This is a genomic window from Kitasatospora sp. NPDC085464 (genome assembly GCF_044541955.1).
Taxonomy (GTDB): domain Bacteria; phylum Actinomycetota; class Actinomycetes; order Streptomycetales; family Streptomycetaceae; genus Kitasatospora.
On the sequence record NZ_JBITTM010000035.1, the window covers coordinates 71,793 to 88,547 of the forward strand.

General features: G+C 74.1%; 16 protein-coding genes. 14 read left to right on the forward strand and 2 right to left on the reverse strand.

Translation table 11 applies throughout. The features are described from left to right. The first annotated feature begins 158 nt into the window (after positions 1-158). The 5 genes from ACIGG8_RS28850 (at position 159) to obgE (ending at position 7,317) form a co-directional block, all read left to right on the forward strand. Positions 159-959: a TIGR03936 family radical SAM-associated protein gene (locus ACIGG8_RS28850; RefSeq protein WP_396551708.1), complete on the forward strand. Its 801-nt coding sequence runs from the start codon at positions 159-161 to the stop codon at positions 957-959. Positions 960-1,354: 395 nt separating this feature from the next. Continuing rightward, complete coding sequence (locus ACIGG8_RS28855) at positions 1,355-4,903, forward strand: ribonuclease E/G (protein ID WP_396551709.1); 3,549 nt, start codon at positions 1,355-1,357, stop codon at positions 4,901-4,903. A 228-nt stretch (positions 4,904-5,131) separates the two neighbouring features. Continuing rightward, positions 5,132-5,449 carry a 50S ribosomal protein L21 gene (gene rplU / locus ACIGG8_RS28860; protein WP_030233759.1) on the forward strand — a complete coding sequence of 106 codons (318 nt, stop codon included), beginning with the start codon at positions 5,132-5,134 and terminating at the stop codon, positions 5,447-5,449. Positions 5,450-5,463: 14 nt separating this feature from the next. Beyond that, positions 5,464-5,721, forward strand: coding sequence for a 50S ribosomal protein L27 (gene rpmA / locus ACIGG8_RS28865; protein WP_030058248.1), 258 nt, complete (start codon positions 5,464-5,466; stop codon positions 5,719-5,721). A 117-nt stretch (positions 5,722-5,838) separates the two neighbouring features. Further along, positions 5,839-7,317, forward strand: coding sequence for a GTPase ObgE (gene obgE / locus ACIGG8_RS28870; RefSeq protein WP_396551710.1), 1,479 nt, complete (start codon positions 5,839-5,841; stop codon positions 7,315-7,317). A gap of 86 nt (positions 7,318-7,403) precedes the next feature. Here the strand turns inward: obgE and ACIGG8_RS28875 are convergent, their stop codons facing one another. Continuing rightward, positions 7,404-8,210 carry a hypothetical protein gene (locus ACIGG8_RS28875; protein WP_396551711.1) on the reverse strand — a complete coding sequence of 269 codons (807 nt, stop codon included), beginning with the start codon at positions 8,208-8,210 and terminating at the stop codon, positions 7,404-7,406. Positions 8,211-8,524: 314 nt separating this feature from the next. On the opposite strand from ACIGG8_RS28875, the gene proB reads away from it, so the two are divergent. The 5 genes from proB (at position 8,525) to ACIGG8_RS28900 (ending at position 13,607) form a co-directional block, all read left to right on the forward strand. Further along, a complete protein-coding gene (gene proB / locus ACIGG8_RS28880) occupies positions 8,525-9,661 on the forward strand; it encodes a glutamate 5-kinase (RefSeq protein ID WP_396551712.1) in 1,137 nt (378 codons plus the stop codon). A 172-nt stretch (positions 9,662-9,833) separates the two neighbouring features. Continuing rightward, the gene (locus tag ACIGG8_RS28885) at positions 9,834-10,358 is read left to right on the forward strand and encodes a hypothetical protein (protein WP_396551713.1); all 525 of its coding nucleotides are present in this window, start codon (positions 9,834-9,836) and stop codon (positions 10,356-10,358) included. 79 nt (positions 10,359-10,437) lie between these two features. Next, a complete protein-coding gene (locus ACIGG8_RS28890) occupies positions 10,438-11,760 on the forward strand; it encodes a glutamate-5-semialdehyde dehydrogenase (RefSeq protein WP_396551714.1) in 1,323 nt (440 codons plus the stop codon). A gap of 90 nt (positions 11,761-11,850) precedes the next feature. Further along, positions 11,851-12,435, forward strand: coding sequence for a hypothetical protein (locus ACIGG8_RS28895; protein WP_396551715.1), 585 nt, complete (start codon positions 11,851-11,853; stop codon positions 12,433-12,435). Positions 12,436-12,545: 110 nt separating this feature from the next. Further along, positions 12,546-13,607, forward strand: coding sequence for a hypothetical protein (locus ACIGG8_RS28900; protein ID WP_396551716.1), 1,062 nt, complete (start codon positions 12,546-12,548; stop codon positions 13,605-13,607). Between the two features lie 160 nt (positions 13,608-13,767). On the opposite strand, the gene ACIGG8_RS28905 is transcribed toward ACIGG8_RS28900, so the two are convergent. Beyond that, complete coding sequence (locus ACIGG8_RS28905; RefSeq protein ID WP_396551717.1) at positions 13,768-14,865, reverse strand: M48 family metallopeptidase; 1,098 nt, start codon at positions 14,863-14,865, stop codon at positions 13,768-13,770. Positions 14,866-15,116: 251 nt separating this feature from the next. Between ACIGG8_RS28905 and ACIGG8_RS28910 the strand changes: the two genes are divergently transcribed. The 4 genes from ACIGG8_RS28910 to ACIGG8_RS28925 all read left to right on the forward strand — a co-directional run. Then, complete coding sequence (locus ACIGG8_RS28910; RefSeq protein ID WP_350525619.1) at positions 15,117-15,263, forward strand: hypothetical protein; 147 nt, start codon at positions 15,117-15,119, stop codon at positions 15,261-15,263. 238 nt (positions 15,264-15,501) lie between these two features. After that, positions 15,502-15,657 carry a hypothetical protein gene (locus tag ACIGG8_RS28915; RefSeq protein ID WP_350525618.1) on the forward strand — a complete coding sequence of 52 codons (156 nt, stop codon included), beginning with the start codon at positions 15,502-15,504 and terminating at the stop codon, positions 15,655-15,657. Between the two features lie 146 nt (positions 15,658-15,803). After that, complete coding sequence (gene nadD, locus ACIGG8_RS28920; protein ID WP_350525617.1) at positions 15,804-16,436, forward strand: nicotinate-nucleotide adenylyltransferase; 633 nt, start codon at positions 15,804-15,806, stop codon at positions 16,434-16,436. A 14-nt stretch (positions 16,437-16,450) separates the two neighbouring features. Next, positions 16,451-16,755 (forward strand): hypothetical protein (locus ACIGG8_RS28925; protein WP_396551718.1); only part of this gene is annotated, 305 nt, incomplete at its 3' end.

Sequence of the window (16,755 nt, forward strand, 5' to 3'; positions counted from 1 at the left end):
ACCAGGGGCGGAGCGAGCGGGCCGGCGGGGCGCGTACCCTTTGAGGTGACAGAGTCCGGACAGTGGCGGGAACACGCCACGCCGGACGGGGACAACTGACTAAGGACTGAGCGACCCTGGCACGCCGTACGCCCGACGGTCCGCCGCCCGCGCCGACGGTGCAGCGGATCCGTCTCCGCTACACCAAGCGCGGCCGGCTCCGCTTCACCAGCCACCGCGACTTCCAGCGCGCCTTCGAGCGCGCCCTGCGCCGGTCCGCCGTTCCGATGGCCTACTCGGCCGGCTTCACCCCGCACCCGAAGGTCTCCTACGCCAACGCCGCCCCCACCGGGGTGGCGAGCGAGGCGGAGTACCTGGAGATCGGCCTGGCCGCCGTCCGCGACCCCGAGCAGCTTCGGGCGCAGCTGGACGAGTCGCTGCCGGCCGGCCTGGACGTGATCGACGCGGTCGAGGTGCGGACGCCGAACTTCGTGGAGCGCCTGGAGGCCTCCGAGTGGCTCGTCCGGCTCGACGGCGTCGAGCCGCAGCAGGCGGCCGACGCGGCGTCGCGCTTCCTCGCCGAGGAGCGGGTCGAGGTCGAACGCCTCACCAAGAACGGCGTGCGGGTCTTCGACGCGCGCGGTGCGGTGGCGGCGCTCGACGTCCTCCCGCCCCAGGTCGACGGCGGTGCGGACACGGCGACCGGAACCGACCACGATGTTCGGACCGGCCGTCCCTGTGCGATACTGCGCCTGGTAGTACGACACGCCACACCCGCCGTACGACCCGACGACGTATTGTCCGGTCTCCGTGCGACGGCCGACCTGGCGCCGCCGGTCCCCGCAGAGGTGACCAGGCTGGCGCAGGGGCCGCTCGACGAGGGGACCGGCACGGTGACCGACCCGCTGGCGCTCGACCGCGCCGCGGCCCAGGCCGGCTCGGAGCCGGGCGCCGGGCCGCGCGCTACCGCGCCCGCCTAGCGGGCGGAGGCCGGGTCCAGTGCCTCACTGGGCCCGACGGTCCTCCAGGGTTCCCGCGGCTCCCCAGGGGAGCGAGCGTCGTCGCAGCACAGGCCTGCCACCCGGGGCCTGCCGGCAAGAAGGCCGGTGGGCCCGGGGCCCGGTCCGGGAGCCACCCGGGGTTGGGGGACGGCGCAGCTTGGGAAAACCTCAGAAGACTGGTCAGACCAGAAGACTTTCGACACCCCGCCGAGCGCGGGGCGCCGAGCGAGACTACGAGCCCCTGTGCGGCCTCGCGTCCGCACGGCGGCACCGTGAATGGGTCCGGCCCGAGCATCGTCGCGATGCCGGCCGCCCACCGGTGCCGCGCCGTGCCCGGATGCGGAGCCCGGGGGCCTGACGGGAGATCCACCCGCATGCTCGATAACACCGACCCGCAGCAGACTGCGGCCACGGAACACGACGAAACCGCCGCGACCGGCAGCGAGGGCGCGTCCGCCGCGCCGCCGCGCCGCCGTCGCCGCGCGGTCTCCCGCCCGGCGGGCACCCCGCAGGGTGCGGCCGCCGAGGCGGCCGAGACCGTCCTGCCGGCCGAGACGCCCGCGGCCGAGGCCGCTCCGGCGCCGGCCGCCGAGCCGGTCGCCGAGAAGCCCGCCCGGGCCCGTCGGACCCGCAAGCGGGCCGAGGCCCCGGCCGGGACGCCGGAGGCGACCCCGGCCGCGGTCACCGCGCCGGAGGCCGACCAGGCCCCCGCGGCCGAGGCCGCCGCCGAGACGCCGGCCGAGCCGGTCGCCGAGAAGCCCGCCCGGGCCCGTCGGACCCGCAAGCGGGCCGAGGCTCCGGCCGGTGCGCCCGCCGCCGAGGCGCCCGCTGCCGAAGCCCCCGCCGCGCCGGCCCCGGCCGTCGAGACCCCGGCCCCCGCCGCCGCCGAGCCGGCGGCCGAGGAGGCCCCCGCCGCTCCGGCCCGCCGCCCCCGCCGCCGTCGCGTGGTCGAGGCCGCGCCGGTCGTCGAGGCCCCGGTCGAGGAGCCGGCCGCCGAGCAGCCGCAGGCCGAGGAGCCCGCTGTCGAGGAGCCGGAGGAGGAGGTCGCCGAGGCTGCCGCTCCGGTGGCCGAGCCCGCCCCCGCCCCCGCCCCCGCCCCCGCTCCGGCCGCCGAGGCCGAGCCGCACCACCGGGTGCGCCGTCGCGCCGTGCGACCGGCCACCGCGGTCTTCCAGGCCCCGGTCTTCCAGGAGCCGGCCCCCTACGTCGCGCCGACCGCGCCGCAGCAGCCCGCCGCCGCCCCGGCGCCGGTCGAGGCCCCGGCTCCGGCCCCGGTCGAGGCCGAGGCCGGGCACGAGGAGGACGAGTACGAGTACAGCGGTGTCGGCCGCCGCCGCCGGGTCCGCACCCGGGTCGAGCCGGGCCGCCGCAAGGCTGCCGCCGCCAAGCAGGCTGCCGAGAAGCCCGCCGCCAAGCCCGCCGCCGCCAAGCCGGTCGCCGAGGCGCCGGTCGCCGCCGCTCCGGTCGAGGCCCCGGCCGTCGAGGCCCCCGCCGCCGGTCCGGAGACCGAGGGCGACTGGGAGGACGACGGCCGTCCGTCGCGCCGTCGTCGCCGGGGCGGCCGTCGCCGCCGCCGTGGCGAGGCCGAGGACTTCGAGGCCGCCGAGGCCGAGCAGCCCGCCGCCGAGGAGCCGGCCGAGGCCGACGACGAGGAGGGCGAGGAGGACGACGAGCTGGCCGCGGGCCTGTCCTCGTCCCGTCGTCGCCGTCGCCGCCGCCGTCGCAGCGGTGAGGCCGGCGCCGTCGAGGCCGCCGAGACCACCGAGGACGGCGTCCGCACCGTCGTGAAGGTGCGTGAGCCGCGCCGCCGCTCCACCGAGCCGTCGTTCGACCCGGACGAGGTGCAGTCCATCAAGGGCTCGACCCGTCTGGAGGCGAAGAAGCAGCGCCGCCGCGAGGGCCGCGAGCTGGGCCGCCGCCGGGTGCCGATCATCACCGAGGCCGAGTTCCTGGCCCGCCGCGAGTCGGTCGAGCGCGTCATGGTGGTGCGCCAGAACGGCCAGCGCACCCAGATCGGCGTCCTGGAGGACGGCGTGCTCGTCGAGCACTACGTCAACAAGGAGCAGGCCACCTCGTACGTCGGCAACGTCTACCTGGGCAAGGTCCAGAACGTGCTGCCGTCGATGGAGGCCGCCTTCGTCGACATCGGCAAGGGCCGCAACGCGGTGCTGTACGCCGGTGAGGTCAACTTCGGTGCGCTGGGCCACGGCGGCCCGCGCCGGATCGAGTCCGTGCTGAAGTCCGGCCAGTCCGTGCTGGTGCAGGTCTCCAAGGACCCGATCGGCCACAAGGGCGCCCGCCTGACCAGCCAGATCTCGCTGCCCGGCCGCTACCTGGTGTACGTGCCCGAGGGCTCGATGACCGGCATCTCGCGCAAGCTGCCGGAGAACGAGCGCGCCCGCCTGAAGCAGATCCTCAAGAAGATCGTCCCGGACGACGCGGGCGTCATCGTGCGCACCGCCGCCGAGGGCGCCTCCGAGGAGGAGCTGACCCGCGATGTCCAGCGCCTGCAGCAGCAGTGGGAGGACATCCAGAAGAAGGCCGCGACCGGCAACGCCCCGGCGCTGCTGTACGGCGAGCCGGACATGACCGTCCGGGTCGTCCGCGACATCTTCAACGAGGACTTCACCAAGGTCATCGTCTCCGGCGACGAGGCGTGGAAGACCATCCACGAGTACGTCTCCAACGTGGCCCCGGACCTCGCCGAGCGCCTCCAGCGGTGGACCTCCGAGGTGGACGTCTTCGCGACCTACCGGATCGACGAGCAGCTGATGAAGGCGCTGGACCGCAAGGTCTGGCTGCCCAGCGGCGGTTCGCTGGTGATCGACCGCACCGAGGCGATGGTCGTCATCGACGTCAACACCGGGAAGTTCGTCGGCCAGGGCGGCAACCTGGAGGAGACGGTCACCCGCAACAACATCGAGGCGGCCGAGGAGATCGTGCGCCAGCTGAGGCTGCGCGACCTCGGCGGCATCATCGTGATCGACTTCATCGACATGGTGCTGGAGTCCAACCGCGACCTGGTGCTGCGCCGTCTGCTGGAGTGCCTGGGCCGGGACCGGACCAAGCACCAGGTGGCCGAGGTCACCTCGCTGGGCCTGGTCCAGATGACCCGCAAGCGGGTCGGCCAGGGCCTGCTGGAGTCCTTCTCCGAGGCCTGCGTGCACTGCAACGGCCGCGGTGTGATCGTCCACATGGAGCAGCCGAGCGCCCACGTCCACGCCCCGTCCGCCCCGGCGGGCGAGGCCGGCAGCGGCAAGCGCCGTCGCCGGGGCAAGGGCGGCGCGGGCCACGAGGAGGCGCAGGTCGTCGAGGCCGTCGTGACCGAGTCGGTGGCCGAGATCGCCGAGCTGCCGGGCGAGCCGGTGCGCGAGGAGATCGAGGGCCAGCTGGCGCTTGAGGTCCCGGGCGCCGAGGCCGAGGTCGAGACTCCGGCCGTCGTCGAGCCGGTCGTGGAGCAGGCCCCGCCGGCCGCTCCGGCGGGCCGTCCGCGCCGCCGTGCGGTGCGCAAGGCCACGGCTCCGGCGGGCTCGCCGGACACCGCCGAGATCGTGGTGCTGCAGGCGAAGGCCGAGGCGGCGCTGGAGGCGGCCCTGGAGGCCGCATCCCCGGCCGTCGCGGAAGCCGCCGCCGAGCCGGTCGTCGTCGCGCAGGCCACGGTCGTCGAGGCCCCGGCCGAGGAGGCCGCCGAGGCTCCCGCCGCCGAGGCACCGGTCGCGGAGGCCGCCACCGAGGAGGCCGCCGCCGAGGAGGCGCCGGCGCCGAAGAAGCGGGCCGCCCGCAAGACCGCCGCGAAGAAGACCGCCGCCAAGAAGACGACCACGGCGGCCAAGAAGACCACCGCCCGCAAGACCGCGACCAAGCGGACGAGCGCGGCGGCCAAGAAGGCCGCGGCCGCCGAGGGTGATACGGCAGCCGAGTAGTGCCCACGCCCGGGGCGGGAGCGATCCCGCCCCGGGCCGTACGGGCCGGTTTGCCCCCCGGGCGGCCGGTCCGTATTCTTGACCATCGGCGTGTCTACGCCATGCTCCCGAGCACATCACCTTCCCGAGGTCGCCGCGTCCGCGCGGAGAGCCGGGGAGAGGCTCCTGTGTCCGTACCCAGGTGGCTGGCGTCGGGGGTTCCGACCGAGCAAGGAAAGCAGGTACCGCATGTACGCGATCGTTCGCGCAGGCGGCCGCCAGCACAAGGTCGCCGTCGGCGACGTGCTGGAGATCGACCGTATCGAGGCCAAGCCGGGTGACTCGGTCGAGCTCTCGACCATCCTCGTCGTCGACGGTGACGCCGTCACCTCCGACCCGTGGGTCCTGGCCGGCGTCAAGGCTCACGCCGAGGTGGTCGACCAGACCAAGGGTGACAAGATCGTCATCCTGCGTTACAAGAACAAGACCGGCTACCGCCGTCGTCAGGGCCACCGCCAGAAGCACACCGCGGTGCGCATCACCAGCATCGACTCGGTCAGCAAGTAAGGGGATAGCGAGATATGGCACACAAGAAGGGCGCAAGCTCTACCCGTAACGGCCGTGACTCGAACGCCCAGCGCCTCGGCGTGAAGCGCTTCGGCGGCCAGGTCGTCTCGGCCGGCGAGATCCTCGTCCGCCAGCGTGGCACCCACTTCCACCCGGGTGCGGGCGTCGGTCGCGGTGGCGACGACACCCTGTTCGCGCTGACCGCCGGTGCCGTGCAGTTCGGCAACCGTCGCGGCCGCAAGGTCGTCAACATCGTGGCCGTCGAGGCCTGAGTCCCAGCGGACTCCCGAGTCGTATGACTCACAGTGAAGGGTGGGCCGGAATTCTCCGGTCCACCCTTCACGCTTTACGCAGGTAGAAGCAGACTCTCGCGCACTGGAGGCACACCCATGACCACCTTCGTGGACCGCGTCGAACTTCACGTCGCCGCGGGTAACGGGGGCCACGGCTGCGCCTCCGTGCACCGCGAGAAGTTCAAGCCGCTCGGCGGCCCGGACGGCGGCAACGGCGGTGAGGGCGGCAGCGTCATCCTCACCGTGGACTCCCAGGTCACCACCCTGCTGGAGTACCACCACTCGCCCAAGCGCAAGGCCACCAACGGCAAGCCGGGCGCGGGCGGCAACCGCACCGGCGCCGACGGCCAGGACCTCGTCCTCCTCGTGCCGGACGGCACCGTGGTGCTGGACCGCAAGGGCGAGGTGCTCGCCGACCTGGTCGGGCACGGCACCAGCTTCGTCGCCGCCCAGGGCGGCCGCGGCGGCCTCGGCAACGCCGCGCTGGCCTCGGCCCGCCGCAAGGCGCCCGGCTTCGCCCTGCTCGGCGAGCCCGGCGAGGCCCGTGACATCGTCATGGAGCTCAAGTCCGTCGCCGACGTGGCCCTGGTGGGCTACCCGAGCGCCGGCAAGTCCTCGCTGATCTCGGTGCTCTCCGCCGCCAAGCCGAAGATCGCGGACTACCCGTTCACCACCCTGATCCCCAACCTGGGCGTGGTCACCGCGGGCGAGACCGTCTACACCATCGCCGACGTGCCCGGCCTGATCCCGGGCGCCAGCCAGGGCCGCGGCCTGGGCCTGGAGTTCCTGCGGCACGTCGAGCGCTGCTCGGTGCTGGTGCACGTGCTGGACTGCGCCACCCTGGAGCCCGGCCGCGACCCGCTGACCGACCTCGAGACCATCGAGGCCGAGCTCGCCGAGTACGGCGGCCTGGAGGACCGTCCGCGCCTGGTCGCGCTCAACAAGGTGGACGTGCCGGACGGCCAGGACATCGCGGACCTGACCCGCGCCTCCCTGGAGGAGCGCGGCTACCGGGTGTTCGAGGTCTCCGCCGCCTCCCGCAAGGGCCTGCGCGAGCTGAGCTTCGCGGTGGCCGGGATCGTCGCCGAGGCGCGCGCCGCCAAGCCGGCCGAGGAGTCCACCCGGATCGTGCTGCGGCCCAAGGCCGTCGACGACGCGGGCTTCACCATCACCGAGGAGGACGGCGCCTACCGCATCCGCGGCGTCAAGCCGGAGCGCTGGGTCCGCCAGACCGACTTCTCCAACGACGAGGCCGTCGGCTACCTCGCCGACCGGCTGGCCCGCCTCGGTGTCGAGGACCAGCTGTGGAAGTCCGGGGCGCACGAGGGTGACACCGTCATCATCGGCCCGGACGAGAACGCCGTCGTCTTCGACTGGGAGCCGACCATGGCCGCCGGCGCCGAGATGCTCGGCCGCCGCGGTGAGGACCACCGCTTCGAGTCGCCCCGCCCGGCGGTCGACCGCCGCCGCGAGAAGCAGAAGGGCCGGGACGCGGCGGAGGCCGAGTTCCTCGCCTTCGAGGCGCTGTCCAGCGGCCGCCAGGCCGCCATCGAGGGCGACGACGACGAGGACTGAGCCGGCTCGGACCGGCTGACGCGAACGGCCCCCGCCACCTGTCGAGGTGGCGGGGGCCGTTCCCGTGCTCAGGGGTGGCGCGGCGGTCACTTGGTCCAGGCGGCCTGGATCTTGGAGATGTCGGTGGAGTCGCCGTAGCCGACCATCGCCGGGTTGGCGCCGGCCGGGAGGCTGATGATGTCGCAGCCCTTGAACTCGACGTCCTTGGTGGCACCCGAGAAGCTCGGGGTGTTGCACTTGGCGACCGGGGTGCCGGAGGTGAGGACGGGGGTGGCGCTGGCGCCGGAGGCGTCGTAGACCCGGAACTTGGAGTTCGGGGCGGCGAAGGTCAGCTTGGCGTCCGTCAGGTTCTTCATGGTCCAGCTGACGTAGAACAGCGAGCGGCCGTCCAGGCCCGCGGTGGTGGCCTTGGAGTCCTGGAGGTCCTTGATCGAGCCCGGGGCGACGCCGGTGACGTTGATCTCCAGCTTGGCGGCGGCGTTGAAGGTCTTGTCGGCGAAGTCCACGGTGGCCGGCTGGCCGAACTTCACCGTGGTGCCGGCCTGCGGCAGCTTGCCGGCGCCGGCGCCGCCGCCCGCGGCACCGGCCGTGGCGGCTCCGCCCGTGGCCCCGCCGGTAGCCGCGCCGCCCGTCGCAGCACCGCCCGTGGCAGCGCCGGCGGCACCGCCCGTCGGGGCGGCGGTCGAACCGCCGGTGGCGCCGCCGGTCGCGGCACCCCCGGTCGCGGCACCGCCGGTGGCGCCCGGAGCGCCCGAAGTCGGCGCCGGAGCGGCACCGGTGGAACCGCCCGACGGAGCGGCCGGGTCGGCGTTGTCCGGGCCACAGGCCGCGAGCGACAGCGCGGTGGCCGCCGCCAGGGCGGCGACGGTCAGCTTGGTGGTGTACGAACGCATGATGCGCTTTTCTCCCGGGCGCGCGACCGCGAACCGTTGCCGGCCTGCCCAGTGCGGCGCCGCCCTCTCGTGACAACAAGGGTCGAAGACGAAATGGGTCCAGCGGGCAAGAAGCCGTCCCCCGATCTGGCTTTCGGTCAGGGACCATACCAGCCATCCGGATTGGCTGACCGGCTGTGGCAGGCCCGTGACCAGGCCGGGTCCAGCCGGTGAAACTCCCTGCGGGAGACCTGCGCGGATCGCGTAGATTTCGGGGGTGACGGCCGGGCCCGGGCCCGCCGTACCCGCACCACACCGGAAGGGCGTACAGCGAGATGAGCGAGGACTCTCTGCGGGAGGAGGTGCTGACCGCACGGCGGATCGTGGTCAAGGTCGGCTCCTCCTCACTCACCACGGCGGCCGGCGGCCTGGACGCCGACCGCGTCGACGCCCTGGTCGACGCGATCGCCAAGGTGCGCAGCCGCCCCGACGCCCCGGAGGTCGTGCTCGTCTCCTCCGGTGCCATCGCCGCCGGACTCGCCCCGCTCGGCCTGGACAAGCGGCCCAAGGACCTGGCCCGCCAGCAGGCCGCCGCCAGCGTCGGCCAGGGACTGCTGGTCGCCCGGTACACCGCCTCCTTCGCCCGGTACGGCATCCGGGTCGGCCAGGTGCTGCTCACCGCCGAGGACGCCAGCCGCCGCGCCCACTACCGCAACGCCTACCGCACCCTGGACCAGCTGCTGGCGATGGGCGCGATGCCGATCGTCAACGAGAACGACACCGTCGCCACCGCCGAAATCAAGTTCGGTGACAACGACCGGCTCGCCGCGCTCGTCGCCCACCTCGTCCGGGCCGACCTGCTCGTCCTGCTCTCCGACGTGGACGGCCTCTACGACGGCGACCCCTCCCGCCCCGGCACCAGCCGGATCGCGCGGGTGAGCGGCCCGCACGACCTCGACGGCATCGAGATCGGCAGCGCGGGCAAGGCCGGGGTCGGCACCGGCGGCATGGTCACCAAGGTCGAGGCGGCCCGGATCGCCACCGGCGCGGGCATCCCGGTGGTGCTCACCGCGGCCAGCCAGGCCGCCGACGCGCTGGCCGGCCGACCCACCGGCACGCTCTTCCTGCGCACCGGCGCCCGCACCTCCGACCGGATGCTCTGGCTCGCCCACGCGAGCAGCCCGCGCGGCACCCTGCAGCTGGACGCGGGCGCCGTCGAGGCGGTCGTCTCCGGCGGCGCCTCGCTGCTGCCCGCCGGGGTCACCAAGGTCGACGGGGACTTCGCCGCGGGTGATCCGGTGGACCTTCTTGCCGAAAACGGCCACATCGTGGCTCGCGGACTGGTCAACTTTGATGCGAGGGAGTTGCCCCGCCTGCTCGGCCGGTCCACCCGCGACCTGGCCCAGGAGTTCGGCGCCGCGTACGAGCGCGAGGTCGTCCACCGCGACGACCTGGTCGTTCTGCGCGGCTGACCGCTCGGCGGGCCGGCACCGGCCGCCGGCCGATCGGCGCAGTGCGGACGGCGGGCCGCTCCGTACCGGGAGCGGCCCGGCCACGGGCGAGGAGGGGCGCAGCCGTACCGGTCGGCCGAGAGGCCGACGGGGCGGTGGGGACGACACGAGATCGCCGAACAGGAGGCCGCCGGTGGAACGCAGGCGCGAGGCAGCGCTGACCGGAGGGACGGCGGGCCGGCGGCTGACCAGCATCGACGGCGGACGCGGGGACGGCCCCGCCGAGCCGGCCGGTCGGCCGCCCCAGGGGCCCGCCGGGATGCGCAGGCTGCGGACCCAGCGCGCGGACGCCGCGGAGCCGCCCACCGTGCCCGAGCAGGCTCGGCTGTGGCACGTGGTGCTGAGCGTGTCCGGGGAGGCCACCCAGCTGTCCTCGCTGCGCGCCTCACTGGAGAGACTGGCGCACGACCACTCGTTCTTCCTGACCGCCCGCTACGCGGCCGACCACGCCGAGATCCGCTACTGGGAGCAGGCCCGGGACCTGCACGACGCGGCGGCGATCGCGCTGCGGCTCTGGGGCGAGCACAAGGTCACCGCGAACCTGCCGCCGTGGGAGATCGTCGGGCTGGAGGTGGTCGACCGGGCGACGTACCACAAGCGGGTGGCGGAGGGCTTCGGCGATCCGCCGCCGCACCTGGGCGGCGTGCACCCGTACTGACCGGACCGCCCCGCCCGGCCGCTGTTCGCCATGCGGAACGCGGGCGGCCCGGGCGGGCGCAGTCGCTACCCTTGGCGGCATGACCAGCGACCTCGCCACCGCCGACAGCCCCGTCCTCGCCGTAGCGCGCCGAGCCCGGGAGGCGGCCGCCGCGCTCGCCCCGCTGCCGCGCAGGGCGAAGGACGCCGCGCTGCTGGCGATCGCGGACGCGCTGGTGGCCCGCAGCGCGGAGATCGTCGCGGCCAACGCCGAGGACGTCGCCCGGGCCCGGGAGGCCGGGACGGCCGAGTCGGTGATCGACCGGCTGACCCTCACCGGGGAGCGGATCGCCGCGATCGCCTCCGACGTGCGCGACGTGGCCGGCCTGCCCGACCCGGTCGGCGAGGTCGTCCGCGGCTACACCCTGCCGAACGGCCTGGACGTGCGGCAGGTGCGGGTGCCGCTCGGCGTGGTCGGCATCATCTACGAGGCCCGCCCGAACGTCACCGCCGACGCCGCCGCGCTCTGCCTCAAGTCGGGCAACGCGGCGCTGCTGCGCGGCTCGGCCTCGGCCTACCGCTCCAACACCGCGCTCGTCGCAGTGGTGCGGGACGCCCTCGCCGCGGCCGGGCTGCCCGCCGACGCGGTCCAGCTGGTGCCGGGGGAGAGCCGCGACTCCGTGCAGGAGCTGATGCGCGCCCGCGGCCTCGTCGACGTGCTGATCCCGCGCGGCGGCGCCTCGCTCATCCGCACCGTCGTCGAGGGCTCGACCGTCCCGGTGATCGAGACCGGCACCGGCAACTGCCACGTGTACGTGGACGCCGAGACCGACCTGGCGATGGCCGTCGGCATCCTGCTCAACTCCAAGGCGCAGCGGGTCAGCGTCTGCAACGCGGCCGAGACGCTGCTGGTCCACCAGGACGTCGCGGACGCCTTCCTGCCGCTCGCCCTGGCCGCCCTGGCCGAGGCCGGGGTGACCGTGCACGGCGACGAGGCGGTGCTCAAGGCCGCCGAGGGCGGTCCGGCCACCGTGGTGCCCGCGACCGACGAGGACTGGGGGGCCGAGTACCTCTCGTACGACCTGGCCGCGGCCGTGGTGCCCTCGCTGGACGCCGCCGTCGCGCACATCCGCCGCTGGTCCTCCGGCCACACCGAGGCGATCGTCACCACCTCGCAGGCCGCCGCCCGGCGCTTCACCCAGCTGGTCGACTCGACCACGGTGGCCGTCAACGCCTCCACCCGTTTCACCGACGGCGGCGAGTTCGGCTTCGGCGCGGAGATCGGCATCTCCACCCAGAAGCTGCACGCCCGCGGCCCGATGGGCCTGCCCGAGCTGACCAGCACCAAGTACATCGTCACCGGTGACGGGCACGTGCGGGGCGAGGCGACGCAGACCGTCGGCGGGGACCCGGACGCCCGCTGAGCCGTGGCCCGCGAGCCGGCCGTCACACGTGTGACGGACCAACTGCCGGGAGCCACAGACAAAACGCCCGGCCGGTAATACGCTGAATCCGTGGCTGAGGATGTGGGGGGTTTGCCGTACCCCGACGGCGCCGACCACGGTGGTGCGGACGACGAGTTCGCCACCGTGGTCTTCGATGAGGCCTTCGTCCGGTCCGCCGCCGTGCACGAGCCGACTGCCAAGGAGCGGCAACTCGCCGCCGCCGAGGCCCGGTTCGAGCCGGACACCGCGGGCCCGGGCTGGGGCTACGACGTCTCGGCCGGGGAGGGGCTCCCGTTGGAGCTGCGCCCGTACCCGAGCGGACTCGACGAGGACCACCACTACCCGGACCCCTGGTCGGGACCGGGCCGGACGACCGACCGGCGCAGCCGGCGCCGGTGGCGGCGCGGCTACGACCCGGTGCGCGCCCGCGGCCGGTACGTGGCCCAGCAGCGCTGGCACCGGCCGGTGGCCTGGGTGCTCGCCGTGATCATGGGCGTGAGCCTGGTGGCGGTCGCGGTCGCGGCGATCTACCAGGGCGTGGGCGGTTCCTCGGACGCGCCCCGCAGACCGGAGTCGGGCAGCAGCAGCGCCGGGGTGGACCCGCGCCCCGCGCCCGCCGAGCCGTCGTTGGTGGTCACCGCACCGGCGGGCTAGCCGCCGGACGCCGCACGGGCGCACGCCCCGGGGCGGGTGGTCACGGAGCGTCCCCGGGAATCTGCGCGGGGACCCTCGTGGCAGCGCCGGTGTCCGCCTACCCTGGTGTTGTGGGTGACCCGCGAGAACCTCCTGAGGGTACGCCCGAGGGCGGCTCCGGCAACGAGGACGAATTCCGGTCCGTCGTCTTCGACGAATCGTTCGTCCGGGCTGCCCGGATCCAGGAGCTGTCCGCCCGGGAGCGGCTGGCGGGCTCCTTCGGCAAGGCCACCCGGCAGCGGGTGCGGCTCGGCCCGCTGGGCACCGTGCCGCGCCAGGCGCTCGCCCTGCTGCTGCTCATCCTGCTCGCGTTCGGGGCCGCGGTGTACTTCGGGGTCAGCTCGCCGAGGGGGATCCCGGCCCGACCCGAGGGCAGCCAACTGACGGTCAGCCTGGTCGCATTGAGCCCGGCCTCGGCCGTCCACCCGGTCGCCGACCCGGCGAATCCCTTCGCGGCGCTGCCACCCGGGTACGGGGACGGCACGGTCGGGCTGAACACCCCGACCGGGGCGGCCACCGAGCACTTCAGCCGGGTCGAGGTGACCAAGGCGCTCGACACCGTCCAGCGCTACCTGGTCGCCTCCTCGCTGGCCCCGGCCGCCCTCGTCCAGGGCGCCACCGCGGACGTGCGGGCCTTCGTCACGCCCGGCGAGCAGGCGGAGTTCGACACGGGCGTGGCGCAGCCGGTGGACGACCGGCACCACGCGGTGACCGGCTGGATGGTCCGCTTCGACCCGGCGCAGGTCGCGCTGGCCTCGGACACCGTGAAGGTGGTCGGCGCGATGCGGATCGACGAGGCGGACAGCGGGACGCTGCAGATCACCACCGACCACACCTTCGTCTACGCGCTGAAGCCGGCCGGGGCCCCGGCTGGAGCGCCGGTCACCCTGGAGACGGTGCGGCGGCAGCTCACCTTCCAGTTCGACCGGGTCGACCTGGCCTCGGCGCAACTGCGGCTGGTGGACTCGGTGCTCCAGGCCGGTCCGGCGCCCTGCGGCACCTCGATGGCGGGCTACCTGCAGCCGGTCCTGGCCACGGCGCAGGGCACGGCGGTCACGCCGCCGGCGGCAGTCGACCCCGGCAACCACGCCCGCCCGGCCTGGCAGGTGTGCGGGGTGCTGGCGGGGAGCTGAGGGCTCCGGGACGCGCGGACGGCCGGTGACCCGGGCGGGTCACCGGCCGTCGCCGGGGTTCGTCGGCCGTCGCCGGCGTTCCTCGGCCGTCGTCGGCGTTCGTCGGCGTTCGTCGGCGTTCGTCGGCGTTCGCCGGCGGGCGGGGCCCGGGTGCCGGGGCTCAGCTGTTGTCGCGGTCGGTCCTGCCGTCGGCGCCGTTCGAGCCGTTCGAGCCCTCGGAGCCGTTCGAGCTGCCGCGGCCGGCGCCGGTGAAGGTGTCGCGGAGCTTGCCGCCCACGGTCACGGCGCCGCCGGCGACGTCCCGGATCAGGCCCATCAGCGGGTCCTTGCTCTCCTTCACCGAGGTCGCGTAGTGGTCGGCGGCCGCCTTCCACTGCTCACCGACCGAGGTGTCGGGGTCGTCCGCGCGGCGCGGGTAGGCACCCGTCATGATCGAGCGGTACTCGTCGCTCTCCGCCCACTTCTTCAGCTGGGCGACCCGGACCACCGCGAAGGGGTGGGTCTGCGGCAGCACCTGGAGCAGCTTGAGGACGCCGTCGCGCAGGTCGCCGGCCTTCTCGTACTCCTCGGCCTGCTCCAGGAAGGCGTCGACGTTCATCTCGGCCAGGTTGTGCCCGCCGGCCAGCTTCATCAGGGCCCGCATGGACGCCTGGAGGTCCTGCCCGGCGAGCAGGCCGGCCCGGTCGCTGGACAGCTCCGCCTTGCGGAACCACTCCTTGAGCGCGGTGATGACGGCCGTGATCGCCAGGTTGCCGAGCGGCACCCAGGCGATCCGGGTGGCGATGTTGGTGAGGATCATCAGCATCGTCCGGTACACGGCGTGGCCGGACATCGCGTGGCCGACCTCGTGGCCGATGACCGAACGCAGCTCCTCCTCGTCGAGCAGCTCGACCAGGCCGCTGGTGATCACGATGATCGGGGTGTCGATGCCGATGGTGTACGCGTTGACCGCCGGGTCCTGGGTCACGTACAGGTCGGGGACCTGCTCCAGGTCGAGCACGTAGGCGGTGTCGCGAACCATGTCGTACAGCTCGGGGAACTGGCGCTCGGAGGTCTTCACGGCGGTGGCCAGGAACATCAGCCGGATCGCGCGCTCGGAGACCAGGCCGGCGAGCTTCTTGAGGACGTCGTCGAAGCCGGACAGCCGCCGCAGGGCGACCAGCGCCGAACGGTCCGCCGGGTGCTCCCAGGCCCGGGTGGAGATCCCGGGGAAACGCTCGCGGCGGCGGCTCGGGGTCTTCGCGGTCGTGTCGGTCATGGTGTGAGTACCCTCCTGGTCGACGGCGGCTGCGGCCCACTGGCCGGCCCCCCGCTGGTCTTCGCCTGAAACGACTGTCTGTGCAACGTCCGTGGTTGCGTACTCGTCCCCGGGCGACAGCGTACGTGCGGCCCCGGCCGCGCCGCGGGGGCCGGTGGGCGGCGCCGGTGTGAGGCCGGTTTACCCTGAATGCCCTGGACCACCGAGACCGGACCCGGCCGCGGTACCGAGCAGTTCGAGGAGCCCCGCAGATGTCCACCGACACGCTTGTCAGCCTGGCCACGCCCATCTCCGACGAGGCCGGTCCGGGCCTCTTCCTGCGGATCATCGTGATCGCGTCCTTCGTGGGGATCGGCCTGCTGGTCTGGCTGATGGCCCGCGCCTTCCGCGGCAACTAGCCCCGGGACCCGGCGTCAGGCCCTCGCCCGGCCGCCGGGAGCAGGCCCCCGGGACCCGGCTTCCGGGCCCCGACCAGGCCCGCGGACCCCGGCCCGGCCCGTGCGCGCTCACGCCCGGTCAGCGGCGGTGGGCCGCCGAGCGGTTGCCGTGTGACCCCCCGTACGATGACGGGTGGGCCCTCACCGGCCCGGAACCACCCCCAGGTCCGTTCACCGAGCCGAGAAGGTCCCGCCGACCATGAGCACTGCCGCCGCACTCCCCGTCCTGAACCTGCTCGCCGAGGGCGAGGGGGGCAACCACGACAGCCTGAACCCGCTCCTGACGGGTGGCGCCGCGCTGTTCATCCTGCTGCTCCTGCTCTTCATCACCACCCGCTTCAACCGGGACCGCTGAGCCCGCTCCGCGGACCTCTCCGGGGAGCGTCCGGCCACCGGCCGGCCGCTCCCTGACGCGTCTGCGGGGAACCCCCACCGGGTCTGCGGGCAACCCCCACCCGGGCGTTCCCGCACCGTAACGGGCGTCGCGTAAGGTGTGGCGGCATGGGAGAGCAGGCCGGGAATCCCGGCGGACCGGAACCGGTGAAGAAGCGCCTCGGCGTGATGGGCGGCACCTTCGACCCGATCCACCACGGCCACCTCGTCGCCGCCAGTGAGGTCGCGAGCGCGTTCCACCTGGACGAAGTGATCTTCGTGCCGACCGGGCAGCCGTGGCAGAAGAGCGACCGGCACGTCACCCCGGCCGAGGACCGCTACCTGATGACGGTCATCGCCACCGCGGAGAACCCGCAGTTCTCGGTCAGCCGGATCGACATCGACCGCGAGGGCCCCACCTACACCGTCGACACCCTGCGCGACCTGCACGCCCTGCACCCGGACGCCGACCTCTTCTTCATCACCGGCGCCGACGCGCTCGCCCAGATCCTGTCCTGGCGCGACTCCGACGAACTCTTCTCGCTGGCCCACTTCATCGGATGCACCCGCCCGGGGCACACTCTGTCGGACGCCGGGCTTCCGGTGGGCGGGGTCTCCCTGGTGGAGGTCCCGGCGCTGGCCATCTCCTCCACGGACTGCCGCAACCGGGTCGCCAAGGGCGAGCCGGTCTGGTACCTCGTCCCGGACGGCGTGGTCCGCTACATCGACAAGCGGGCGCTGTACGCGCCGCGCGGGACCTGAGCCAGGAGCGGCGCATGACCGATCGCAGCGGCGGCCAGCAGGGGCAGCAGGGGTACGAGGGCTACCAGCAGCCGTACCAGAGCCAGGGCCAAGCCCAGGGGTACCAGCAGCAGCAGCCGTACGAGTCCTACGAGTCGTACGAGCAGCAGCCGCAGTACGACCAGTACGGGCAGCCGGTGTACACCCACGACCCGTACGGCTACCAGCAGCAGGGGCACCAGGGACAGCAGGGGTACGAGGGCTACCAGCAGCCGTACCAGAGCCAGGGCCAAGCCCAGGGGTACCAGCAGCAGCAGCCGTACGAGTCCTACGAGTCGTA

Excerpts from the sequence above, each read along its gene's own strand:
- ACIGG8_RS28915 (WP_350525618.1), top strand. The coding sequence starts at position 15,502 with ATGAGCACTGCCGCCGCACTCCCCGTCCTGAACCTGCTCGCCGAGGGC.
- ACIGG8_RS28855 (WP_396551709.1), top strand. The coding sequence starts at position 1,355 with ATGCTCGATAACACCGACCCGCAGCAGACTGCGGCCACGGAACACGAC.
- ACIGG8_RS28890 (WP_396551714.1), top strand. The coding sequence starts at position 10,438 with ATGACCAGCGACCTCGCCACCGCCGACAGCCCCGTCCTCGCCGTAGCG.
- obgE (WP_396551710.1), top strand. The coding sequence starts at position 5,839 with ATGACCACCTTCGTGGACCGCGTCGAACTTCACGTCGCCGCGGGTAAC.
- rplU (WP_030233759.1), top strand. The coding sequence starts at position 5,132 with ATGTACGCGATCGTTCGCGCAGGCGGCCGCCAGCACAAGGTCGCCGTC.
- proB (WP_396551712.1), top strand. The coding sequence starts at position 8,525 with ATGAGCGAGGACTCTCTGCGGGAGGAGGTGCTGACCGCACGGCGGATC.
- ACIGG8_RS28905 (WP_396551717.1), bottom strand. The coding sequence starts at position 14,865 with ATGACCGACACGACCGCGAAGACCCCGAGCCGCCGCCGCGAGCGTTTC.
- ACIGG8_RS28875 (WP_396551711.1), bottom strand. The coding sequence starts at position 8,210 with ATGCGTTCGTACACCACCAAGCTGACCGTCGCCGCCCTGGCGGCGGCC.
- nadD (WP_350525617.1), top strand. The coding sequence starts at position 15,804 with ATGGGAGAGCAGGCCGGGAATCCCGGCGGACCGGAACCGGTGAAGAAG.
- ACIGG8_RS28910 (WP_350525619.1), top strand. The coding sequence starts at position 15,117 with ATGTCCACCGACACGCTTGTCAGCCTGGCCACGCCCATCTCCGACGAG.
- rpmA (WP_030058248.1), top strand. The coding sequence starts at position 5,464 with ATGGCACACAAGAAGGGCGCAAGCTCTACCCGTAACGGCCGTGACTCG.